The sequence below is a fragment of the Shewanella sp. SM71 genome, assembly GCF_025653905.1.
Taxonomy (GTDB): domain Bacteria; phylum Pseudomonadota; class Gammaproteobacteria; order Enterobacterales; family Shewanellaceae; genus Shewanella; species Shewanella oncorhynchi.
On the sequence record NZ_JAKKRW010000023.1, the window covers coordinates 61285 to 85910 of the forward strand.

General features: G+C 45.9%; 17 protein-coding genes and 1 rRNA gene. 14 read left to right on the top strand and 4 right to left on the bottom strand.

Features of this window, described 5'->3' with window-relative positions; genetic code table 11:
• Positions 1 to 56: 56 nt before the first annotated feature.
• Complete coding sequence (locus L5L97_RS19355; protein WP_411568959.1) at positions 57 to 2498, bottom strand: DUF5916 domain-containing protein; 2442 nt, start codon at positions 2496 to 2498, stop codon at positions 57 to 59.
• Positions 2499 to 2644: 146 nt separating this feature from the next.
• Complete coding sequence (gene cysZ / locus L5L97_RS19360) at positions 2645 to 3424, bottom strand: sulfate transporter CysZ (protein WP_131523549.1); 780 nt, start codon at positions 3422 to 3424, stop codon at positions 2645 to 2647.
• Between the two features lie 197 nt (positions 3425 to 3621).
• Here cysZ and L5L97_RS19365 point away from each other — a divergent pair, with 197 nt between their 5' ends.
• The 12 genes from L5L97_RS19365 to L5L97_RS19420 all read left to right on the top strand — a co-directional run bounded on the left by L5L97_RS19365 (position 3622) and on the right by L5L97_RS19420 (position 20312).
• The gene (locus L5L97_RS19365; protein WP_263183544.1) at positions 3622 to 7038 is read left to right on the top strand and encodes a chromosome segregation protein SMC; all 3417 of its coding nucleotides are present in this window, start codon (positions 3622 to 3624) and stop codon (positions 7036 to 7038) included.
• Positions 7039 to 7061: 23 nt separating this feature from the next.
• A complete protein-coding gene (zipA, locus tag L5L97_RS19370) occupies positions 7062 to 8135 on the top strand; it encodes a cell division protein ZipA (protein ID WP_131523551.1) in 1074 nt (357 codons plus the stop codon).
• Between the two features lie 102 nt (positions 8136 to 8237).
• Positions 8238 to 10295: an NAD-dependent DNA ligase LigA gene (gene ligA, locus L5L97_RS19375; protein ID WP_263183546.1), complete on the top strand. Its 2058-nt coding sequence runs from the start codon at positions 8238 to 8240 to the stop codon at positions 10293 to 10295.
• A 246-nt stretch (positions 10296 to 10541) separates the two neighbouring features.
• A complete protein-coding gene (locus L5L97_RS19380; RefSeq protein ID WP_263183549.1) occupies positions 10542 to 11027 on the top strand; it encodes a DUF2919 domain-containing protein in 486 nt (161 codons plus the stop codon).
• A gap of 222 nt (positions 11028 to 11249) precedes the next feature.
• Positions 11250 to 12455, top strand: coding sequence for an HD-GYP domain-containing protein (locus L5L97_RS19385; RefSeq protein ID WP_263183551.1), 1206 nt, complete (start codon positions 11250 to 11252; stop codon positions 12453 to 12455).
• A gap of 56 nt (positions 12456 to 12511) precedes the next feature.
• Positions 12512 to 13375 (top strand): NAD(P)-binding domain-containing protein, encoded by an 864-nt coding sequence (locus tag L5L97_RS19390; RefSeq protein WP_168824139.1) that lies wholly within the window; start codon positions 12512 to 12514, stop codon positions 13373 to 13375.
• A gap of 125 nt (positions 13376 to 13500) precedes the next feature.
• A complete protein-coding gene (locus L5L97_RS19395) occupies positions 13501 to 14121 on the top strand; it encodes a thiol:disulfide interchange protein DsbA/DsbL (protein ID WP_263183554.1) in 621 nt (206 codons plus the stop codon).
• Between the two features lie 631 nt (positions 14122 to 14752).
• The gene (locus L5L97_RS19400; protein WP_006082142.1) at positions 14753 to 15019 is read left to right on the top strand and encodes a DUF4212 domain-containing protein; all 267 of its coding nucleotides are present in this window, start codon (positions 14753 to 14755) and stop codon (positions 15017 to 15019) included.
• Positions 15020 to 15030: 11 nt separating this feature from the next.
• Entirely contained in the window at positions 15031 to 16767 is a 1737-nt protein-coding gene (locus L5L97_RS19405; RefSeq protein WP_105252157.1) for a sodium:solute symporter family protein, read from the top strand.
• Positions 16768 to 16968: 201 nt separating this feature from the next.
• Positions 16969 to 18816: a DUF294 nucleotidyltransferase-like domain-containing protein gene (locus tag L5L97_RS19410; RefSeq protein ID WP_173497354.1), complete on the top strand. Its 1848-nt coding sequence runs from the start codon at positions 16969 to 16971 to the stop codon at positions 18814 to 18816.
• Position 18817: 1 nt separating this feature from the next.
• The gene (locus tag L5L97_RS19415; protein WP_173244176.1) at positions 18818 to 19504 is read left to right on the top strand and encodes an exonuclease domain-containing protein; all 687 of its coding nucleotides are present in this window, start codon (positions 18818 to 18820) and stop codon (positions 19502 to 19504) included.
• A gap of 214 nt (positions 19505 to 19718) precedes the next feature.
• Positions 19719 to 20312 (top strand): lecithin retinol acyltransferase family protein, encoded by a 594-nt coding sequence (locus tag L5L97_RS19420; RefSeq protein WP_263183557.1) that lies wholly within the window; start codon positions 19719 to 19721, stop codon positions 20310 to 20312.
• Between the two features lie 88 nt (positions 20313 to 20400).
• Here the strand turns inward: L5L97_RS19420 and L5L97_RS19425 are convergent, their stop codons facing one another.
• Together L5L97_RS19425 and L5L97_RS19430 are read right to left on the bottom strand one after the other, a co-directional pair.
• On the bottom strand, positions 20401 to 21468 hold the full coding sequence (locus L5L97_RS19425) for a ketoacyl-ACP synthase III (RefSeq protein WP_028760951.1): 1068 nt from the start codon (positions 21466 to 21468) through the stop codon (positions 20401 to 20403).
• A 91-nt stretch (positions 21469 to 21559) separates the two neighbouring features.
• Entirely contained in the window at positions 21560 to 22231 is a 672-nt protein-coding gene (locus L5L97_RS19430; RefSeq protein WP_028760950.1) for a GntR family transcriptional regulator, read from the bottom strand.
• A gap of 468 nt (positions 22232 to 22699) precedes the next feature.
• Between L5L97_RS19430 and gmhB the strand changes: the two genes are divergently transcribed.
• Both gmhB and L5L97_RS19440 read left to right on the top strand, forming a co-directional pair.
• Complete coding sequence (gene gmhB, locus L5L97_RS19435) at positions 22700 to 23248, top strand: D-glycero-beta-D-manno-heptose 1,7-bisphosphate 7-phosphatase (RefSeq protein ID WP_198574014.1); 549 nt, start codon at positions 22700 to 22702, stop codon at positions 23246 to 23248.
• Between the two features lie 653 nt (positions 23249 to 23901).
• A 16S ribosomal RNA gene (locus tag L5L97_RS19440) occupies positions 23902 to 24626 on the top strand; the annotation flags it as partial.

Sequence of the window (24626 nt, forward strand, 5' to 3'; positions counted from 1 at the left end):
CTTTTTATTATGTCAGTTGTTTGTCTAAGTTGCTTTCTGTTTAAGGCAATGATTGTTTATAGCAGCCATGCGTAACTTAACTTCATAAAGTAGGTTTTCTCGTCCCGCGTCAGGCGGCTTAACTCATCATTAGCCTGCAAACTATCAGAGTATCCGAGGTAGAATACACTCTGCGGATTGAGTTTATAACCGTAGAGGAGCTCATTGCCTAAATGCGCTTCCTCACTCTGCGGCGCCGAATATAAATACTGCGCCACATTGCGATTTATCCGGGTGTAAATGCTAGAAAGGCGAATAAAACTGTGTAGACTGAATTGCCAGTTGAGGCGTACATCGCTCAGATTCGCGGTAAAAAGCGCACTTTGTTCCACATCCATTTGCTGATAAAGATGGGAGATATCGATAGAAAGTCCATTAGCAATTTTCCAATTGATACTCGGGTTCATTTGCGTTTTAGTGCCCAGCCTATCATTGATAAAATCAATTTCATCGCCGTAGTACATTTCAAGCTCCATACTCAGGGGCGATAACGGGGTTACTGCGCCATAAAACCACACTTGGGTTTCATCATATAGTTGACTATTTCCGGCGATAGTGAGCAGTGAAGCATCGAGGCGAGGGCCCACACGTTCACGGGTTTCTACACCAAAGGTGATTTCGCTTTGTAATGCGCCGAGGATTTCTATGTAGGCTTCATACTCTTCTTCAAGTCGTTCGCCTGCTTGGTTATGAGTGATATCCCAATCTCCCGCTAATTCCACCTTGTTAAAGGTGCCCGTAGGATACCAAATCAAACCCGCACCAGCCTCAAAGGTGCGGTAATCGATTTTTTCGACAAAGCCTAAATCGGCACGAAAATCGGGATCAACGGCGTTGTATTCACTGTAAGCAAACCAATTTCGTTCTTCGTGCTTAAAGGTTAACTGATATAAATTGCCGCCAAAGCGGTTATCAGATTTGCTACGTAATACTTGTTCGTTGAGTTGGCAGTGACCGAGTTCGCAATCAAGCTGAGATTGGCCACAGGGCAACCCATTACTAGGGGCCTTTTCAGTGTCAGTACAAAATTGACGATAGACTCCAGTGGGGTACTGAGTATCCGATTGGGCCACTTGCGCAGTGAAACTGTCCTGTGGTGTTGGTTGATATTTCGCATCCAGACTAATGACATAGTTGTGGTAATCGGGTTGGCTGTTGATCCCATTATGGGGGGCATTTGCTGCACCATTGTGAGTGTTGTCACTGCTTGTTTTCGCGGTAAGTAATCCGCCGATGGAGAAGGTTTTGCTCATGTCGAAACGATAACGTCCCGCAAGGTTCAAACTTTCTTGATCAAGCGAGGCAACCTCTGAGCTTAAATTTCCCGGCACTAAAAACGTGGTTTGGCTATCGTTACTTGCTAGCAGAGCTAAAGTGTGATCATCGCTCTTACTTGTCAGTTTGATACCATAGTCAGGTGCAACAATATTGCGGGTGTGCAGCAGATTGACCTGTGTGTCGAAATAGTCTTTATTATCCAAAAAAAACGGCCGTTTCTCATCATAGAACAAGGAGAAAGTGCTGTTCACATCGAGCTGGCCAGCATCGGATTCCACTTGGGAAAAATCGGGATTAATGGTGGCATTGAGTAAGGTGCTGGAATTAATGCCCCAGCGTAAGTCTACACCTGGCTCGAGATTGTTATCAGCTTCCCAGCCATCCGCCTGTTTATGTTCGTTACGGTTGGCGATAAAAGTCGGGGTGATTTGTACATCCTGTCCTTGTTCTGCCCCCGCCAAGCCAGAAGCCACACCTAACTGACAAAGTTGACAACTCGTATTACGGTCAATCTTATGGGTCGATAGGCGATGTTTTTCATTGCGTGGATAATAACGAATTAACTCAAAGCCCCATTCTTGCAGGCTTTTCTTGTCGTCAAAGTTGAACAGTCTCAGTGGTAACTCGACTTCGACCTGATAGCCATCGGCGGTGATCTTGCCTGCGGATTTCCAAATACCATCCCATGCTTCGCTTTCTTCACCCGTTAGTTCGTTTTCAATTGAGTCTAATTGCACGCCAAGGGGATTAATAAAAAATTGGTATGCTAAACGGGCATTATTAAAAGTATCGAGTTTAATTCCGACTAAATCATCACTCCACAGTTTGTCTCTGTCCTTGAGTGTGGCGCGAATGAGTTTGGGATTAATGTCTTTGGCAGTAAATGCCACAAAAAGACTGGTTTTAGTCGCATAGACTCGCGCCTCGGTTTTCACTAATGCGGCAATGTTTTCCCCTGGTTGGGTTTCGTATTTGAGCTCTGTGACTGCGGCTTGTTGCCAAATGGCATCGTCCAACTCACCGTCGATATTGGCAGCACTGTTAAGTGTTGGAATGGCTAACTGAAATTGGCTGGCATAGCCAGCAAGACAAGTTACAGGTAGAAAAGTAAGACTAGATAAGATTATGGCTAAGATTGATTTCAACAAAAAAGACTCAAATAACACATTCGTGGCGCGCATTTTGCCAGAAAACGTGAAGTTAACAATAGCGAGTAATTGTTACAAGGTTTGCGTTGATTTTAACGAGGCGAAACATGATTGGATTATTGGGTCTAAAAAAAAATTGGGGAGCAGTGCTGAGCCATGACTCAGCACTGCTGGTGTTACTACTCGGGTGCGATTGCATGGTTGCGATACGCTTCACGATACTTATCGACCCACATGGCCGTCGCGCCACAAATCGCCACTGGCATGACGATAAAGTTGACTATGGGGATCATCGAAAATAGCGTCACAGTGGCGCCAAAGCTAAAACTGGTGCCACGGGTTTGATTCAAGGCAAAGCGCATATCTTTAAAACTGACCTTGTGGTTATCGAAGGGATAATCGCAGTACTGAATCGCCATCATCCAAGCGCTGAACAGAAACCATAAAATCGGCGCCAGCGTCTGGCCTACCATAGGCACTAAAAACAATAACAAAAATACCAGTGCGCGGGGCAGATAGTATTTGAGTTTGATCCACTCACGCCCAAGGATACGCGGTAAGTCTTTGATTAAATCAATACCAGAACCGGTATTCAGCTGCTTACCAGTTAACAACTGTTCGACTTTTTCAGCCAACAGACCATTAAAGGGGGCGGCGAGCCAGTTCATGACGGAGCTAAATACAAAAGCAAGCATCACCAGCATAGTGGTGACGGCGAGTGGCCAAAGTAAAAAGTTTAACCAGCTTAAGTACTCAGGGAGCTGGGCATTCATCCAAGTGAATAGCGTATCTAACTGGCCTATGGCTACATAAATGACGCCAGCAAACAGCAGAAGGTTAATCATTAGCGGAATAAATACGAAAGTGCGCAGGCCTTTACGTGTGATTAAACCAAAGCCATCGAGAAAATAATTAACGCCACTTTTGGCTGGGAAGGGCAAGGTTTTTTTCTGTGTCATATCGTTTTTCCAAAAAGTTAAGCGACAGCTATATGCGATTGTGATCAACTCATGGACAGATGACAAGCTAAAAGCCGCATGAATTCAATAAAAAGCGTTACAAAATGCTGCCTGCTTTGTTAAAGTTGGCCGATAAATGCATTTACACCGCTCGGCTCATTTTCGGGCCAGACTTCAGAGACGCGCTAACTGGCACCATGAGATTAAAACAGATAAAACTTGCCGGCTTTAAGTCGTTTGTCGATCCCACGAAAATTCCTTTTTTACAGGCATTAACCGCCATTATTGGCCCAAATGGCTGCGGTAAATCGAACGTGATCGATGCCGTGCGTTGGGTGCTCGGTGAAAGCTCGGCGAAGCACCTACGCGGTGATTCTATGGCTGATGTGATATTTAACGGTTCAAGCGCGCGAAAACCTGTGTCTGTGGCGGGTGTTGAACTTATTTTTGAAAACAAAGAGGGCCGTCTTGCTGGTCAGTATGCCAGTTATGAAGAAATCGCCGTTAAGCGTCAAGTGAGCCGCGACGGTGAGTCTTGGTATTTTCTCAATGGTCAAAAGTGTCGTCGTAAAGACATTACCGACTTGTTTATGGGCACAGGTCTTGGCCCGCGCAGTTATGCCATTATCGAGCAAGGCACTATTTCCCGCCTGATTGAATCTAAACCCCAAGACTTGCGTACCTTTATTGAGGAAGCCGCTGGGATTTCCCGCTATAAAGAGCGTCGGCGCGAAACTGAAAACCGTATTCGCCATACCCGCGAAAACCTCGAGCGTTTGGGCGATATTCGCAGTGAACTCGGTAAGCAGTTAGATAAACTCGCGCAGCAGGCTAAAGCCGCTAAACAATATCGTGAGCTTAAACAGGCCGAGCGTAAGACCCATGCTGAACTCCTTGTGATGCGCTATCAAGAGTTGCAAGCTCAGATGGCGAGTCTATCTGAGCAGATAAGTGCTATTGAAGTACAGCAAGCGTCGGCGCAGTCACTCGCGCAAACCGATGAATTACAGACCACTGAATTGCAAGTGCAACTCGCGCAATTGGCGGAGCAAGAGCAGCGAGCCGTTGAAGCCTATTATCTGACTGGTACTGAAATCGCTAAGTTAGAGCAACAGCTACAGAATCAAAAGCAGCGCGACGCCCAGCTCGAAACCCAGTTGGCGCAAGTCAAAGAGCAGATCCAACAAAACACCGATAAGCTTAACGGCTATAAAGCGAGTCTTAGCGCGTTAGAGCTTGAACTTGCCAAACTTGGGCCACAGCATGATGAGCAACAAGAGCTCATGGATGAGCTGCAATCCCAATGGGAAATGAGCATTGAACGCAGTCAGCAGCAGGCCGAAGTGGCGCGCCAACAGGCAGCGGATGTTTCTCAGCATAAGTTACAGCTTGAACTGCGTCGCAGCCAGTTAGCGCATCAGCAGCAATTACTGCAACACAAACAGCAGCAAAGTCGTGAGCAGCAGGCGCAACTTTCGGCGTTAATGGATGGTGATCTCGCATCGAGTATTACACCATTGCAGCAAGATATTGAGTCTTTGGATGATGCGCTCACACTGCAAAATGAAATTAATCATCAGCAAGAACAAAGTGTAAGTGCAAGTACGCAAGCCTTAGATGAAGCCCGCCATAGCGCTGAGCAAATTCAGCATCAATTAACTGCGACTAAAGCGCGCCATGAGCTGGTTGAACAGTGGTTGACTAAGCAAGAACAGCAGAGTGATAAACCGCAGTTATGGCAGAGTTTAACCGTTGAAAATGGTTGGGAAACCGCGGCGGAACTCGCCCTAAATGGCTTGTTGACCTTGCCCGTTGGCGTCACTGAAACTGAAATGGGGTTTCAAGCATTAGCGTCACAATCAAACCAAAGTGAATTTTTACAGGCTAAGGTGAATCTCGCCCCTTGGTTAGCGGGGCTTAAGTGGGCAAAGGATATCCATGCAGCGAAAGAACTGCTGCCACAGCTAACATCCGATCAACGGATTGTCACTGCCGACGGTTATCTACTGGGACAAGGTTTTTTAATCACGAAAACAGAGGGCGCCCAGTCACTGGTGCAACTCAGTAAAGAGCAAGCTCAGTTAGCGAAAAATATCCTCGATTTGCAACAATCCCTGCAGATTCGGCAAGACAAGATGACAGATCTTGCGGCTATTTTGCAGCAACAAAGACTGCAACTGACCGATGGCGCGCAAAAATTACATCAATTGCAGTTAGACAAAGCGACTAAGTCGATGCAGCTTAGTGGTTTAATCGAGCAAGTGAAGGCGCGCGTCGAACAGCAAAGTAAACTCGACGCAGCTTTAAGTGCGAGTTTGATTGATATTGAACGCTTAAGCGAGCAATGCGAATTATTAGTAGAACAAGAAATGGAGCTCGATGAGACGCTGCAGGCTAGTGAAGATATTCAGCGGCAACTCATCCAAGACACACAGGCAGATAGTGTGCGCCATCAAGCATTAAAAGGGCGTATTACTGAGGTTGAACGTCAATTATCAGCCACTGCGACGGGTTTGCAAGCTGTGACGATGCGCATGGCCGTGAGCACGGAGCAAATTGAGTTACAGCAAGTGCGTGTCAATGAACTCATCCACTCCCGCGAGTCTGTGTTAACAGAACTTGCCAAAGTTGCCCAATTGAGTGGGGTGCAAAATAGTGTGCAGCTGACTGAGCAGTTAACGCAGTTACTAAAGCAACAACATGAGCAACAACAGGGCTTAAAAGAGGTTCGTCAGCAGCAAAGTGTGCTTACAGACACATTAAACCGTATAGGAATAAAGCAAAAACAAGAGCTTGGTAAGCTTGAGGGCTTGACTCAAAGCCTGAGCACGTTAAAGTTACGTCGTGAAGGAATAAAAGGCCAAGCGAATAGTCAGCTGGAAGCCTTACAGGAACAGCAAATCATTCTGTCTGAAATCCTTGGAAACTTGCCCGCAGAGGGGATGCCAGACAAGTGGCAGAGTGATTTAGATCAAATACGGCAGAAAATTGTTCGTTTAGGTGCCATTAACCTTGCAGCGATCGAAGAATTTGAACAGCAAAGTGAGCGAAAATCTTATCTTGATCATCAAGATGACGATTTAAATAAAGGGCTTGCAACCTTAGAGGAAGCGATCCGTAAAATAGATAAGGAAACCCGAAGCCGCTTCAAGACGACATTTGATTCAGTCAACGAAGATCTCGGACGCTTATTTCCGAAAGTGTTTGGTGGCGGCCGAGCTTATTTAGCGTTAACTGACGACGATTTGTTAGAAACGGGCGTGACTATCATGGCCCAACCACCGGGGAAGAAGAACAGCACAATCCATCTTCTTTCGGGTGGTGAAAAAGCATTAACCGCTTTATCATTGGTATTCGCCATTTTTAGGCTGAATCCTGCTCCCTTCTGTATGTTAGATGAAGTGGATGCGCCATTAGACGATGCCAACGTAGAACGCTTCTGTCGATTGCTAAAAGAAATGTCACAGAGCGTACAGTTTATTTATATCAGCCATAACAAAATAACCATGGAAATGGCGGATCAACTTATTGGCGTGACTATGCACGAGCCCGGTGTGTCTCGTATAGTTGCGGTAGACATAGAGCAAGCGGTGGCGATGGCTGACGCTGGATAACTAGAAGAAAGACAGGGTAACCAATGGAAGATTTGCAACTAGTATTGTTCGTTTTAGGCGCCATAGCCATAGTTGCTGTGCTGGTGCATGGATTTTGGTCTATCAGAAGACAACAGCCTAAATCATTGAAAGATAGCCCAATGAGCAACTTTTATAAGAAACAGGCTGAGAAAGGTGAGCCGAGTCCGAAGCGGATCGATTCAGAAGGGTTTGATGCCGATGGTATTGGCGCCGTACGCGTGCGCAAAGCCGGTGAACTTGCACCTAACAATGAAACTCCTGCGGCCAATCCTTATTTGAAGCAGGAAGTAAAGCTAGAACCAAAGCCTGAATTTAAACCACAAGAGTTTAAATCAGCAGAATTTAAACCAGAGTTGAAAGTTGGCCCTAAACACGAGCCTGTGACAGCTCAGCCTGATTTTAGCTTGCAGCCACCCGTGGCAAAAGAGCAACACCGTGGCCCGAAAGTCTCGCGTCAAGAGCCCGTTTTGAACACTCAAGCGAGTATGCAAACTCCGCCAATGGGTCAATCCCATGCGGCTATTGTCGCGCAAAAAGCAGCTGAACAGGAACATGCGTTACGTAGTGCAGCTCCGCAGCAAACGGCCTTGTTTGACGAAAATGAATATAAAGAAGATAGCTATCAAGAAGAGGTTGTTGAACAAGCCGCTGAAGATGAGTTAGGTGAACCACGCGACGTACTGGTATTACACGTGGTCGCTAAAGAGGGTCTACAGCTTAACGGCGCCGAATTGCTGCCTTGTTTCTTAACCTTGAATTTTAAATATGGCGATATGAATATTTTCCATCGCCATGTGGATAATGCTGGCAATGGTAAAGTATTGTTCTCGATAGCGAATATGCTAAAGCCTGGCGTGTTTGATCCTGATAATATGGAGCAGTTCAGTACCCAAGGCGTGGTGTTTTTCATGACTTTGCCTTGTTACGGTGACGCCCTAATGAACTTCTCGATTATGCTTAACTCGGCGCGTCAACTCGCGGATGATATCGATGCGGTGGTGCTTGACGGACAACGCCAACCTTGGGGTGAGTTCACTAAGCAAGATTATTTACACCGCATTCGCGCTAACGCTTAGCCGACGCCGCAATTTGGCGGTTAATAGATTGATGAGGCCGCGATTGCGGCCTCATTTTTTGTGATCTACTTTTTGTGATCTAAAGAATTCTGGATAAAGAATATGCAAGACATTCAACTCGATATACTTCTGTCTAAAGACGTCACCCCAGAAAACGCATCGCAGGTGATGCAGGCGCTCAGCCAATCGCTGAACGAGCACAACATTCGTTACTATGTGGACGATGCTCCGAGCATTACCGATTCTGAGTACGACAGGTTGATGCAGCGTTTACTCAAGTTAGAAGCCTTGTATCCCCATTTGATTGTCGCTGATTCACCGACTCAAAGGGTGGGCGGATTGGCACTGGCTAAGTTTGAGCAAATCACGCACCTTAAGCCTATGTTAAGCCTAGATAACGCCTTCGATGAGGCGGATTTCAGTGCTTTCCATAAGCGTGTCACCGATAAAGTGGGTGAGGTGAGCTTTTGTTGTGAGCCTAAACTCGATGGCCTTGCCGTGAGTATCTTGTATCGCCATGGTGTGCTCGAGCGTGCGGCGACGCGCGGCGATGGTTCAGTGGGTGAAGACATCACTGGAAATGTTAAAACCATTAAATCGATCCCGCTTAAATTACGTGGTCATGATTTTCCCGAGCTCGTTGAAGTGCGCGGCGAGGCTTTTATGCCAAAAGCCGCTTTTGAAGCTTTGAATGACAGGGCGCGCGCCAAAGATGAAAAACTCTTCGTGAATCCGCGTAACGCAGCAGCCGGTAGCTTGCGACAACTTGACAGTAAAATTACTGCTGCCCGTTCATTGGCTTTTTATGCCTATGCGCTCGGTGTGGTGGAGCCGGATTCCCATCCGTTAGCTAAAACCCATTTCGAGCAGTTACAGCAGCTTAAATCGTGGGGCTTACCCGTAAGTAGCGAAATCAAAGTCTGCGCTGAACTAAGCCAAGTTTATGACTACTACAAAGATATTCTCAGCCGTCGCGGTGATTTAGCCTTTGAAATCGATGGCGTAGTGATGAAAGTTAACGACATTGCCCAGCAGCAACGTTTAGGCTTTGTGGCTAAATCACCCCGCTGGGCGATTGCTTATAAGTTCCCCGCACAGGAAGAAATGACCCAACTTGAAGGCGTTGATTTTCAAGTGGGCCGCACAGGTGCTGTCACGCCAGTAGCACGCTTAAAGCCAGTGTTTGTTGGCGGCGTCACTGTATCAAATGCAACTCTGCACAATGCCGATGAAATTGCCCGTTTAGGCATTAAGGTCGGTGATACGGTGATTATCCGCCGCGCTGGCGATGTTATCCCACAAATTGTTGCCATAGTGCCCGAAAGACGCCCTGAAACAGCGACTGATATTGTATTCCCACACAATTGCCCTGTATGCGGCAGTTTAGTCGAGCGCCTAGAAGGTGAGGCTGTGGCTCGCTGTAGCGGTGGTTTATTCTGCGAAGCGCAGCGTAAAGAAGCGATTAAGCATTTTGCATCCCGCAAGGCTTTAGATATCGATGGTATGGGCGACAAAGTCGTTGAGCAATTGATTGATAAAGAACTCGTCCAAAGTCCTGCGGATCTGTTTAAGCTCACCGCTTCTATGATGACTATGCTTGACCGCATGGGGATGAAGTCGGCAACCAATTTAGCTGCCGCGATTGAAGCAGCCAAAACCACCACTCTCGCGCGTTTCTTATATGGCTTAGGTATTCGCGAAGTGGGCGAGGCGACGGCAGCAAACCTGGCGGCGCACTTTGCCAGTCTAGATGCGCTGCGGGAGGCAACTGTGGAGCAGTTAACTGAAGTAGAAGATGTTGGTGCTGTCGTTGCCCAGCATGTGGCCCATTTTTTTGACCAGCCCCATAACCTTGAAGTTATTGATGCTTTAGTTGCTGCTGGTGTTCATTGGCCCGCCATTGAAGCACCTAGTGCAGATGCTCAGCCGCTTAAAGGCCAAACTTGGGTATTGACTGGCACCTTAAATCAGCTCAATCGCAATGATGCTAAAGCGCAGTTGCAGGCGCTGGGGGCGAAAGTGGCAGGCAGTGTCTCCAAAAATACCGATTGTTTAGTGGCAGGTGAGGCGGCAGGTTCAAAACTGGCTAAAGCGCAGGAGCTTGGTGTTAAAGTGATGGATGAAGATGAGTTGTTAGCCCTTCTCGCGGCTAACGCTTGATTGGCGTCAGTTGAGAGAGGGCGTTGGCTTGATGTTGATTCAATGTTGGCTGTAGCGGCTGCAGCCTTGTATCAAGGTGGGAAACCGCCGAATAGTCGATATTAAATAGCGCCTGGCTTAAGGCGCTATTTTTTGTCTGAAAATAATCAAGGTGCGGAAAGATTATCTGCTTTGGCTATTGAATTAACCGCGATTGGCACCATCTCCTTGATATGCTGTTTTAGATTTTGCTGATTGGAAACCTATTTGAATTTTAGTCACATCACTTGGCTCGATGATAAAGGCCACATTAAACCGCCCATCTTTTTATATGCGCTTTTGGCTTATCTCGCGCGTGGTTGGTGTATTTTTATCGCCTCGCTGACTCAGATGGGTGATCGTTCTGAGTTAGTGCGGATTTTTTACCCTGAAAAGTCAGATTTTTTGCTAGCACTCGGTGCGGGACTTGGCGCGGTTTTGATTTATCTTGTGGTGATAGCTGAACGTCGACGTTCGCCCCAATGGTTAAGACCGATTTTTGTGCATTTAAAATGGGGGTTGTGGTTGCTGTTGATTATTGATGGCGTTTTGTTGGGTCAGCGATTGTTCCATGGCCAATTTCTGTTTCATTGGAGTCTTGCTTTAGATGCTTTAATGTTGTTTTGGTCGAGTATTTATCTTATTAAATCGAAGCGACTCAGTTATTACCTCCGTGATTGGCCAAAAGAAGAAGCTAAAGAACTTCAGCCTTAGTTTTTATCGTATTGTTATATAATAACTTTATTTAGATCTGAGCGGTGGGGCACATGACGATGTGTTCTATCCCTCAGTTTGATAAGGATTTTTACCTTATTTCGCCATTGAATTCTTTGAATCATCTATAGTTATATGTACTTAGCTTAAATGTGCCCTGTTGGATACGCAGATGAGGCCATCTGTTTATACCCACATTACATTTGAAAGGAGTCATATTGCGTGGCAAAAGTACCTCAAAAAAAGTTGTTACTGTCAGAAATTCAACTTGGCATGAGAGTCAAGTTGCCTTTGTCATGGACGAACCACCCTTTTTTATTTAACCGTGTTGATATTAGCAGTGCCGCTCAAATCGAAATGATCCGTGGCTTAGGTGTTCCCTATGTTTTTTTGTTATCTGAATTGAATCGCGGATCGGAGACAGTTAGGGAAGATAAGGATGTTGAATATGAAATTGAAGTTCCACCTGAGCGAGATCTTAAGGCCGATACCCGTAAGGCGATACGTTTAAGCCAAAAACGTTTCCTTGAGAACGTAAATAACTGCAGAAATGTATTTGGCAAGATAGCCAGTGATCCCGAAGGTGCCTATCGATTGTCGGCGTCATTGGTAGAAGACTTGCTCAGCCATCTACAGGAAGTTGAAAAACCTTTCCTCACTTTGGTTGGAATGGATGATAACGATGTCAGTGTGACCCAGCACGGCGTCTCCGTGGCAGTATTAGCAATGATGATGGGCCATGCACTGGATTTAAGTCCAAGGGAACTGCGTGATATTGCTCTTGGTAGTTTGTTACATGATATTGGTAAACTTAAGGTACCTGATGTTATTCGCCGTAAGCGTGGAGCCTTAACACCTCATGAGTCAAATTATCTGCAAATGCACCCTAATTTCGCCTATGACATGCTCAATCGTTCCGGATTATTCCCAAAAGAAGTACTCCACATTGTGCTACACCACCATGAGTTTATTGACGGTTCAGGTTTCCCTGATGGGTTAACTGACCATAAAATTCCTATCATTACGCAGATCGTAAGTTTGGCAAATGACTACGATCAACAGCTCAGTGGTCAACAAATATCCTCCCCTCAAGTCGCTTTAGGTTATTTGTTTAAGAATCGGGCCACTAAACATGCCGAATCTTTAATCGCTATTTTGGTTAAAATTCTCGGTATTTATCCACCAGGAACCATAGTGAAACTCTCCGATGGCTGTATCGCAAAAGTCATGATGACGACTAAAGATGTGAGTCAACCCCAAGTGTGGGCCTGCAAAGAGGATGGCAGTGAACCATCGCTGCGTTTTTTAAGTAATGAAGGCGTGACAGTACAAAAAGCCATCAAGGCGGAAGAGTTGTCCGAGGGGGCTATTCGTACCTTACAAGTCGATAAAGGGATTAGTTTTTATTTTAGTTCGCTACAAACTTGAATCTTATGCGCTAAGTTCCGTATTCTATCCGCTGATGTGATTCCCTTAGGGCTAATATGGCGAATGTAAAAGCAGAAAACAGCACAGTAAAATCCAGTGTTGCTTTGGTCGGTTGTGGTTGGTTTGGTTTTGCTTTGGCAAAGCAACTTGTCCATGAGGGCTATCGAGTCACTGGCTGTAAGCGCAGTGCCGAAGAATTATCGGTATTAACTGAAGTCGGGATTGAAGCCTATCCGCTGCAATTGGGCCACGAAGCATCATCTGCCCCCGATGCTCAGGCGTTAAGCGGTTTATTTCAGACCGATTATTTAGTGGTCAATATTCCTCCCCGATTAAAGCGTGGTAATGCCGCTTATCTTGAAGAATTACAACAACTCATCGCATTAACTCAAGGCTGGCAATATCAGCGGATTGTGTTTATCAGCACTACGGGCGTATATCCGACCCAAGATAAATTGATGACAGAAGCCGATGCGATAGCAGAATCAAGCGATAGCCAAGTGCTATTAGATGCTGAAGCTTTATTTCAAGCATTGCCCCATACCTGTATCGTTCGTTTTGCTGGACTCGTCGGTCCTAAACGTCATCCTGGGCGTTTTCTTGCTGGAAAAACTGATGTGAGTGGGGCGAATGTCGCGGTAAATTTAGTCCATCTTAGTGACTGTGTGCACGCCGTTAGCGCAATTCTCGCGGCAACTCATTCTGGATTATCAGTGGCGCCGATTTATAATCTTTGCGCACCTTCACATCCGACTAAAGCTGAGTTTTATCAAGCTGCTGCCGAATCTCTAGGTTTAGTCGCGCCAGAATTTAATCAACAATCTATGCCGAGTAAAGTCATCCAAGCTGACGCGATTGTCACAGATTTAGGCTTTCGATATCAGTATGTTTCGCCGCTGGATATGCTAGCGGCATGTTGAGAAAGGTTCATTACTGTAAAAGGTAAAAGTCGAACTTTTAGGTTATCTTTGGGTTCCAAATTTGCTTTAGCAAATGTGTAATCCTTATTTATTTAAACAAATGACGAATAAAAAGAGACAATATAATGGGCGTGTTTAATCGAGTTCGACCTATAGCAGTATTTGCGTGCGGATTAATGCTGAGTGCCAGTTTTGCCCTGCAGGCTGCAAGTTTCGAAGAAGGCAAGGATTATGTCACTGTGGCGGGCATTACCGAAACGCAAAAGCCAGTGCTGCGGGAGTTTTTTTCTTATAACTGCACACATTGTTATAAGCAAGAACCGCTCATTGAGTCGACAGTAAAGCTGCTTGGCAAAGATGTGGCCTTTGAGCGTACACCCGTTGGTGCAGGTCGTCCCGCTTGGGAATTGAGCCAGTTTGCCTATTATATGGCGCAAAAATTAAAGATGACTAAGCAAACCCATGGTGCCATTTTTAAGCAAATTCATGAGAAAGGTGAGCAATTTACCACCCTTGAGCAAGTAAAAGCCTTTTTCCTTGCCCAAGGCGCTAAGGCGGATGATGTCGATGCCGCGATGAATTCCGTCGATGCTAAATTCACCCTAATGAATTATGACTCTCAAGCTGAGCTTGCTGGGATCAAGGGGGTACCGTCATTACTGGTTAATGGCCGTTATATGCTGACCTCAACCGCACATACCGCAGAAGAATTGGCGGCGTTAGTGAAGTTTTTAGCTGCGAAGTAACGGCATTTTATAGACGGACGGCGCGCGATGTATCATGCGATGAAAGTTGCTTGTTGCGAGTAACGCTTAGTCACGTTTCCTCAAGGTCGATTGAGTAACCCAGCATAGGCTGGGTTATTTTTTGTTGTAAACCTGCAAGGTGACTGTGAGTCAAACCCTAACATTTTGACGAAATAACATGATGAAATAAAACGGTAAGCAATTGGCCTGACCTAGGTTTGATGAGAGATTTAACGTCTCTAATTAATTGAGGAACTCATGATTAAAACTCTCAATAATCTAGGCTAAAAATCTCAATTATCTGATTTTTAACCAGTCTAGAGTCGTATTAAAGGTCATTTAAATTTCTAATTTCCCTAGTTCAGACAATAAGTTATTTCTATTTATGGGTTGCAAATCCTCTTTCTCCATTCACATCCCACTCATTCATGTTCGACATTGGTCTAACCTGTTAAAAAAGTTAAAACCGTATCAAAATGTAATATCATTGTTAACTCTTTGAATTTGTTTCTATTCGCTATTTTCGGACAGTGTTTTGAATCACGGGTTAGACGAAAGTCGTGATTGTGCTCACACCAGCTGTTGCTAGATTAAACATGACTTAAAATTAAAACAGCACAGGGGAGTCACTATGGGTTTTGAAAACAACGACAAGGCAAAGGGTTATTGGCGCGAGAATATTCGTCTCGTACTGAGCTTATTAGCCATTTGGGCGGCAGTTTCTTTTGGATGCGGCATTTTATTGGTTGATGTACTCAATGAAGTCCATTTCATGGGATTCAAATTAGGTTTCTGGTTTGCACAACAGGGATCTATGTATGTATTCGTTGCGCTTATCTTTGTCTACGCGGCAAAAGCCAACGCCTTAGATAAAAAATATAACGTACAAGAAGACTAAGGAGCTTTGAGATGGATGTTCAAACACTCACATATATTATCGTAGGGCTCTCATTTGCGCTCTACATTGGGATTGCAATCTGGACCCGTGCGGGTTCAACCAAAGAGTTCTATGTTGCTGGCGGCGGTGTTCACCCTGTGGTGAACGGTATGGCAACGGCGGCAGATTGGATGTCAGCGGCGTCATTTATTTCGTTAGCGGGTATTGTGTCTTTCGTCGGTTACGATGGTAGCGTGTACTTGATGGGCTGGACGGGCGGTTACGTATTGCTTGCCCTTTGTATGGCACCGTATTTACGTAAATTTGGTAAGTTTACTGTGCCAGATTTCGTCGGAGAGCGTTATTACTCACAGGCGGCACGTACTGTAGCGGTTATCTGTGCCATCTTTATTTGCTTTACGTATATTGCAGGGCAAATGCGCGGTGTGGGTGTTGTGTTCTCGCGCTTCCTTGAAGTGGAGGTGGATACTGGCGTATATATCGGTATGGCGGTCGTGTTCTTCTACGCGGTACTCGGTGGTATGAAAGGGATTACCTACACTCAGGTTGCCCAATACTGCGTACTGATTTTCGCCTTTATGGTTCCGGCTATTTTCCTTTCAGTGATGATGACAGGCCACTTAGTTCCGCAAATTGGTTTTGGTGCTGAGTTACTGGATGCCGCTGGCAATAATAGCGGTGTGTATTTGTTAGAAAAACTCAATAACGTTTCGGTTGAGCTCGGCTTTGCACCTTACACCGACGGTTCTAAGAGCATGATAGATGTGTTCTGTATTACGGGTGCCTTGATGGTGGGTACTGCGGGTTTACCCCATGTTATCGTGCGTTTCTTCACTGTACCTAAGGTGAAAGATGCACGTATCACTGCCGGATGGTCGCTTGTTTTTATTGCTATTATGTACACCACAGTGCCTGCGTTAGCAGCGTTCTCCCGCGTGAACATGATTGAAACTATTAACGGTCCCGATTCTAAAGGTGTGGCTTATGAGTCTGCACCAGATTGGATTAAGAACTGGGAAAAAACCGGTTTGATTAAGTGGGATGACAAAAATGGCGACGGTAAAATTTACTATTCGTCAGGTAAGATTGAAGATCCCGCTAGCAAAAATGAAATGAAGATTGATAACGATATTATCGTACTTGCTACGCCAGAAATCGCTAATTTACCAGCTTGGGTTATCGCCCTCGTGGCGGCGGGTGGTTTAGCAGCAGCGTTATCAACATCTGCAGGCTTGCTATTGGTGATTTCAACGTCGGTTTCACACGACCTATTGAAAAAGAATTTAATGCCTAACCTTTCCGATAAAAAAGAGCTGCTATACGCTCGCTTGGCGGCAGGTATCGGCATTGTGATTGCGGGTTACTTTGGGGTGAACCCTCCTGGTTTCGTGGCGGCAGTGGTGGCATTCGCCTTCGGATTAGCGGCTTCCTCACTGTTCCCTGCCATTGTTATGGGTATTTTCTCTAAGACAATGAATAAAGAAGGTGCGATTGCCGGTATGTTAACGGGTCTACTGTTTACTGCTGGTTATATCATCTACTTCAAGTTTGTTGATCCAACGGCTAACGTAGCTGCTAACTGGTTCCTGGGTATTTCACCAGAAGGTATTGGTATGGTAGGCATGTTAGTGAACTTCGGTGTGGCAGCGATAGTGAGTCGAGTCACTGCGGCAACACCACTGCATGTTCAGGAGATGGTTGAATCGATTCGTTTCCCTAAAGGTTCGGGTGAAGCAAGCGGCCACTAACCTTACTGCGTAATGGTGAGTATCAACACAAGAGAGCGCTTCAGCGCTCTTTTTTTATTGCCTCTTTTGGCCTGCCTTTATCACTCTGTGGGGAGTCACTTTATTATGCTTGCGGCTGACTTTAGTCGAATGTAGCGTAGCGACAATGCAGGCTATAGTGATGACATCTCAGTAAAAATTCGCCTAAAGAAGGTGTTGCCTATGAATGCCAGTGAGTTACAACCCGTAGTGCAATTTCTACAGGGACTTGTGCCCTTTGATGCTCTGCCTGAGGATGTAGTCGTGCGCTGCGCTAAGGCTGTTACTGTTGGGTATTACAGCAAAGCCTCTGGTTATGTTAATTTCGACGCGAATTCGCCTAAGTTGTATATGGTGCGTAGCGGCGCCTTTGAGGTGCGCGATCCTGACGGTGTGTTGGTGGATAGAGTGGGCGAGGGTGAGTTTTTTGGCTTTTCTACTTTGTTATCAGGGGAAAAAGTCGTTAATAAAGTCGCTATTCTTGAAGACGGTCTAGTTTATCATCTGCCCCAAGCCTTGTTTGATAGCCTTAGGAGTGAGAGTCGTCACTTCGATAAGTTTTTTACCCGCGCCTTCGCAAAGCGTTTACGCCATGAGGCCCGCTTTAAGGCAAAGGATCTGACGACCACAAGTCGGATAAGTACCTTGATGTCTTCCACTCCCATCGTTATAGATGCCCAAGCTAGCGTGACTCAGGCGGCACTCTTGATGCGAAATCGCCGAGTATCGTCCTTATTGGTGACGGATAATCATAAATTGGTTGGCATCTTAACCGATAAGGATTTGCGTAATCGCGTGTTAGCAGCAGGGCTTGATGGCAGCGTTGCTGTGCATCAAGCTATGACGGTTTCACCTATCTCGATTTCCTCCAATGCCTTGATTTTTGAAGCCATGCTGCTGATGAGTGAGCATAACATTCATCACTTACCTATTATCGATCAAGATAAAGCTATCGGTATGGTGACCAGTACTGACATCTTGCGCGGGCAGGGCTCACAACCGCTACTGTTGATTGGTGAGATTGAACGGCAGCAGGATCTTGCCAGTTTAATTGGTGTCAGTAAGCAAATTCCCCTATTGCTGCAAAATCTTATTAGTGCCGATGCCAGAGCTGAAGAAATTGGTCGAGTGTTAACCTCTGTCACCGATGCGCTGACGCGGCGATTAATTGTGCTCAATCAACAATTGCTTGGTGAACCGCCAATGGCCTTTTGCTGGTTGGCATTTGGCTCGCAGGGACGACAAGATCAGGCTGCGTGTTCAGATCAAGATAATGGCTTGTTAGTCGCAGAAGAGATGGATGATTTTGCTAAAGGTTATTTTGATGCCTTAACCCATGCCGTGTGCGCAGGGCTTGACCAATGCGGTTATGAATTTTGTCCCGGCAATATTATGGCGCAAAATCCCCAATGGCGGATGTCACTCAAACAGTGGCAACAGGTATTTGAAAAATGGGTCATAACGCCTGAGCCTAAGGCGTTAATGCACGCCAGCATCTTCTTCGATATGCGATCGGTTTACGGTCCACAAACCCTTTTTGATGCCTTACAGGATAAAGTCTTAGCTCAAACCCGCGATAACGATATTTTCCTCGCGGGTATGACAGGTAATTCCCTGGTGGAGTCGCCGCCGCTAGGATTTTTCCGCAAATTTGTACTCGAACGGGATGGTAGCGAAGTTAAAGGCATAGATTTGAAACATAAGGGCAATGCATTGATCAACGATATTGCCCGTGTTTATGCCTTGTCTGCGGGCATTAAAGAAGTGAATACTGCAAAACGTATTCGTGCCTTGATGGATGCGAATATTCTCAATCGACAAGATGCGCTCAATTTGGCTGATGCCCACGAGTTTATCGCCCATATGCGGTTATCGAACCAAGGTTATCAACATAATCAAGGGGTAGAGGTGAGTAATTATTTGCTGCCTGGGCATTTATCTTCGCTGGTTCGTCATCAGTTACGTGACGCTTTTAAAGTCGTACATGAGGCGCAGGCGGGGATGAAGATGAAATTTATGCGAAGCTTTTGATATGAATACATTGTTGCTGAAAACTCAGCTCAATTGGCGGGCGCTGCGTTGCCAACATCATTTATTTAAAGGCTATTATCAGTCGCTGTTGCCTCTGCTGGCAATGCCGTTATCCGAAGCGCCGTTAACGGCGATGGATTTGGAGATGACAGGGCTCAATCCGCAGCAAGATCAAATTCTCAGCATTGGATTGGTGCCGATTGAGCGCGGTGAGATCCCGTTGGTACGCGCCGAGCAAAAGTTAGTGCAAATTCGCGGCAGCGTAGGCCAAAGCGCGACGATCCACGGCATTCTTGATAATCATTTGGTGCAAGCTGTCACCATTGAGGAGGCTATGGGCTGGTTTATCAATCAAACCTATGGCCGTGTGCTGGTGGCACATCATGCCCCTTTAGATTGTCGTTTTTTACAGCAGGATTTATTGACGATTTATCATCAAGCCCTTGTTTTACCTACAATTGATACTTTAATGATTGAAAAACACCGTTTACTACGGGAGCACTCAGTGATTAAAGAGGGGAGTTTGCGCCTTGGCGCTTGTCGCGAGCGTTATGGTTTACCCATTTATACGGCCCATAGCGCGCTGACCGATGCCTTAGCTTGTGGAGAATTATTACTCGCGCAAATGGCCGCCATGGGCGGTGCGGCAAAGCTTACCGTGGCTGATTTATTGCAAAAATCGACTTAGTCAGTGTTAACTGAAATCACTCTTTGTGGTGAGTGAATCTATTTGAGATGGATTGGTTTCACTTTGATTTCAATTTGATTTCATCTTAGGTTAATCACTGACAAGCTAAACTCAGTTGACATTTAATCTTCTGTTCAAATTCAACCTGCCGTTGATTTGGCAATCCAACCAACTTGTACTTCACTCTACTAAGTTGAGTGGGTAGGAGAATATGATGCCGTTACCTTTACTTTGGGTGGGTGGTGCCGTAATCGGTGCGGTTTTGCTGGCCGATGAGCGCGAGCAGCGTCAACAGCTTGAGCGTGACAGATTACTCGGTAAGGCCCCTAAGTACCCCGTTGCCAATCGCGCTATGGTGGCACCGCCGAGTCAATGGCAAAAGGGATTAAAACAAGTATCGCCAATTCCTGGGAGTATCGTCTGTTGTTATGTTTTTGGCGTGATTGAGCATACTGGCATTTGGCTTGGTGATGATTGCCTCGTAGAGTTACATGGCTCAGGGCTGGTACGGGCTGTATCGGTAAAGCGTTTTTTAGCGGGACGGACCGGTAGCCAAATCTATCTTGCCTGTAATCACCAACATCAGCCTCTTATTGCCGACTCTGTGTTGCCCCGCGCTGAACAGGCGATTTATCAGTATCGGGAATATGATTTATTCGATAATAATTGCCATCGATTTGTCTGGTCTTGTATTAGTGGCAGCGAAGGCGTGATTAAAGGCTTTAACGAGTTAAATCAAAAACTCGCCGAACATTTTAATCAAGCTATCTATTGGGATGAGATGATCATTAGCAAGCTGAATGAATAAGTTCTGTAGTCATATACTAAAAAAACCATCGATTAAGATGGCTTTTATGTTTTAGTGAAACACTATGTAATCGTTTTGCAGAAACCGTTTACGGCTTACAAAAATAATCTACAGCGCGTTTGACTAACTCTATGCCTGTTTTATCGCAAGGCGGTAACTCGGCATCACTGATATTGATAGGTGTGACGCGATTACCCCATTGCAGCAAGAGTGCGGCAGAGGTTAAGCCTGCGCCAAAGGCACAAGAGAGTATGGTTTGATTCGGCTTGATAATGCCTTGTTCTAACGCATCACAAATGGCAATTGGAATCGTCGCCGCCGAGGTATTGCCATAATTAGCGATGTTCACGAAGGCTTTTTCTTTCGGGATTTTCATTCGGCTAACTAAGGTATCAATAATACGTTCGTTGGCTTGATGCGGGATCACGAGATCCACTTCATCTTTATCAACACCACATTTTTCAAGCACTTTAGTGCTCAATTTATTCATTCCGTTAATCGCACGCTTGAAGATTTCTTGGCCATCGAATTCAATGAAAAAGTCCAATGAGTCGGCAGAGAATCTGTCCATCGCCGTGCCAAAGCCCGCTTTCAGAATATCACGACCTTCAGGATCGTTATTTAGCTCATAACCGAGCACGCCACCGGCAACATCTGTCGCTTCAACCACAACGGCACCCGCACCATCACCAAATAGCACTGCAGTTTCGCGGCGCGACCAATCTAAATAGAAAGATAAACGTTCAGCACCAATGACTAATACTTTCTTGCTCTGGCCACTCTTGATTTGTGAGCTGGCTAAACCTAAGCCATATAAGAAGCCACTGCAGGCAGCATTGATATCGAATGCGGCACAACTGGCGCCAATATTAGCTTGTACAGTGGATGCAATATTTGGGATCAAAGTGTCTGGGCTGGCACTGGCCAGAATGATCATGTCGATTTCACTGCCATCAATACCCGCTGCTGCGAGCGCACGTTGTGCTGCAACTGAAGCGAGTTCAGAGGTGTTAACATGACTGATATGGCGCTGGCTAATGCCGGTGCGAGATTTAATCCATTCATCGGATGTCTCGATAAAGGTCGCAAGATCATCGTTGGTTAGAGTGGCTGGTGGAACACATTTGCCCCAACCTGTGATAGTGGCGTACTGCATGGTGGTTTCTCTCAAATAAAAAAGGCAGAACCTGAGCGCTGCCTTGAATCGACAACAAAGCTTATCGGCAACTCTAATGGCCGTCCGTGATCTAGACCACCTGTTTGGCGACGAGATCTCGAATTGTCATTGCGGCATGCAGAATATGATGACGCAGTAGCGCCGTCGCTTTTTCTGTTTCTCTCAGTTTGCAGTGGTTGAGTAAAGCTCTGTGCTCATGCTCTGCAGCAGGAATCCCCCCCGCGAGCAATAACTGCAAACGAATGTATCTATCACAATTAGTATTGAGGCCGTGAACAACCTCAAGGGTGTGTGGGCGATTAGCCGCCTGATATAAGCAAGTGTGAAATTGCGTATTCAACTCGCTCCAACTGGCGACGGCATCTTCATGTTTGAAGGCCGACTCCAATTGTTCGAGTACACGTTCTGCTTTTTCTAAATCAGCCTCTTGAAGTCGTGGGATCGCTTTCGCAAGCAGATCGGTTTCGATCATTGCACGTAATTCAAAGAGTTCGGTGACTTGTTCGACGGATAAAACTGTCGCGGTCGCACCTTTATGGGGCTCAAACTTAACGAGTCCTTCGGCTTCGAGTTGCAATAATGCTTCTCTCACCGGAATACGGCTGACATTTAACGCTTCAGCCAAGGCACTTTGTCTGAGGGGTTCTCCTGCGGCTATGTCACCTGAAAGAATTCTCTCTCTGAGCACTTCAACAACTAACTGGGTGCGGGTTTTGTGGACGATAGGCGTAGTTCGACTCATTATTTCCGTCTATTTCGGGTATTTTCTCGTTATTTGCCCAAGATTACCGTTAAAAACACCACAAATAAAGGGAAATGCTTGATTGAGTGCAGCATCTCAGAGACTAACAATGCCCAAAAGACGGGTTTTTTTGTGGTTTTCTCTTACGATTTGAAGCGCATTCCTTGCGAGCGGCTTCGATGGCAACGGTGGCAATTATTTGTAAAAACGCTGTTCAGCTTCTTCGATTGAGTATTTTGATTAAAACAGTGTAATTACACATTTCACTGCTGGATTTTTTTGGACTCTAATTTGGTGGGACAATTGCTATCTCGCATAGACACAAGCTGTGCATAGAGATTTGCCTGTACAGCCACGAAATATCACTAATGCGCAATTTAGCGCTAAAAGCATAACTTCGCGGTGCAATTTCTGATAATGAATGGAATAATAGCGCGATAACGCCTTAGGCGATTTGGGAGTATTACAGTGAGTCGAGCAGTATTTTTAGACCGTGATGGTGTGATTAACAAAGACCATGGTTATGTCCACCTAGTGGATGACTTCGAATATATTGACGGTGTGTTTGAATCTTGCCTCTCTTTAAAAGAAATGGGCTACAAGTTAGTTGTCGTCACTAATCAATCCGGTATTGCCCGTGGCATGTATACTGAAGACCAATTCCACAGCTTAACGGAGTGGATGGATTGGAACTTTGCCGACAAAGGGGTCGAGCTCGATGGTATTTACTATTGCCCGCATCATGCCGAGAAAGGCATAGGGGAATATAAGGTTGATTGTGATTGCCGTAAACCTAAGCCGGGTATGCTCAATGATGCGGCGCAATTCTTAAAAATCGACTTAGCGAACTCAGTCATGGTTGGCGACAAAGCTGAAGATATGCAGGCCGCGAAAGCTGCGGGCGTGACTACTCGTATATTAGTGCGCAGTGGTAAGGTTATTGCTGATGACAGTGATGCCACTGTGGTACTCGACAGTATTGCCGATGTGCCAGCTTACTTAAAAAGCCTAGGCTAGTCGCTACGCTACTACTTAATAAGCAGATAAACATTTGCTTATTAAGTTCATCTCAAGTAGCTACTATCATAGTAGCCAGTAGCGTGGGTTGTTGCTCTTGTTGAATGGAAGCTTGCGTTAAAAGCGATCTAATATGGCATAAAGAGCTAACTAATAGGTTGGCTCTTGTCATTTCTAGCGCTGGGTTAACCTCATCTTTTGCCTTAATCCAGCACAAATTCGATAATATTGGCGTTAAAACACACTTTTAGTTTAAAAAGTGTGCGCTTGAATCGTTTTTCGTAATTATTCGCGCCAAAGGGGTTGCGGTAAAATCTGACATCCCTATAATGCGCATCCACTGACCCAGCGGGGTCAAGGGTTAAACGCTGAATAAGCCGCTAACCATGCTCTTTAACAATTTATCAAGCAAATCTGTGTGGACACTCACAGGTGTTGAGTTAATCGAAACTGCTTAGCCTTCGGGTTAGCAGTCAAAAATTTAAATCAATGTTTTCAAGTCATTCTCCTTAGCGGGAAGCATGATTGAGTGTTCATAGTAATATGTACATACAGTAATGTATGAATTGAAACGCGATGTTTCTTAGTGAGCAAAGCGAATCAAAACAGTAGAATTCATTGAGCCGTTTGACGTAAGTCAAACAACAAAACTTTAATTGAAGAGTTTGATCATGGCTCAGATTGAACGCTGGCGGCAGGCCTAACACATGCAAGTCGAGCGGCAGCGCAAGGGAGTTTACTCCTGAGGCGGCGAGCGGCGGACGGGTGAGTAATRCCTAGGGATCTGCCCAGTCGAGGGGGATAACAGTTGGAAACGACTGCTAATACCGCATACGCCCTACGGGGGAAAGRAGGGGACCTTCGGGCCTTYCGCGATTGGATGAACCTAGGTGGGATTAGCTAGTTGGTGAGGTAATGGCTCACCAAGGCGACGATCCCTAGCTGTTCTGAGAGGATGATCAGCCACACTGGGACTGAGACACGGCCCAGACTCCTACGGGAGGCAGCAGTGGGGAATATTGCACAATGGGGGAAACCCTGATGCAGCCATGCCGCGTGTGTGAAGAAGGCCTTCGGGTTGTAAAGCACTTTCAGTAGGGAGGAAAGGTAGCGTGTTAATAGCACGTTACTGTGACGTTACCTACAGAAGAAGGACCGGCTAACTCCGTGCCAGCAGCCGCGGTAATACGGAGGGTCCGAGCGTTAATCGGAATTACTGGGCGTAAAGCGTGCGCAGGCGGTTTGTTAAGCGAGATGTGAAAGCCCTGGGCTCAACCTAGGAATAGCATTTCGAACTGGCGAACTAGAGTCTTGTAGAGGGGGGTAGAATTCCAGGTGTAGCGGTGAAATGCGTAGAGATCTGGAGGAATACCGGTGG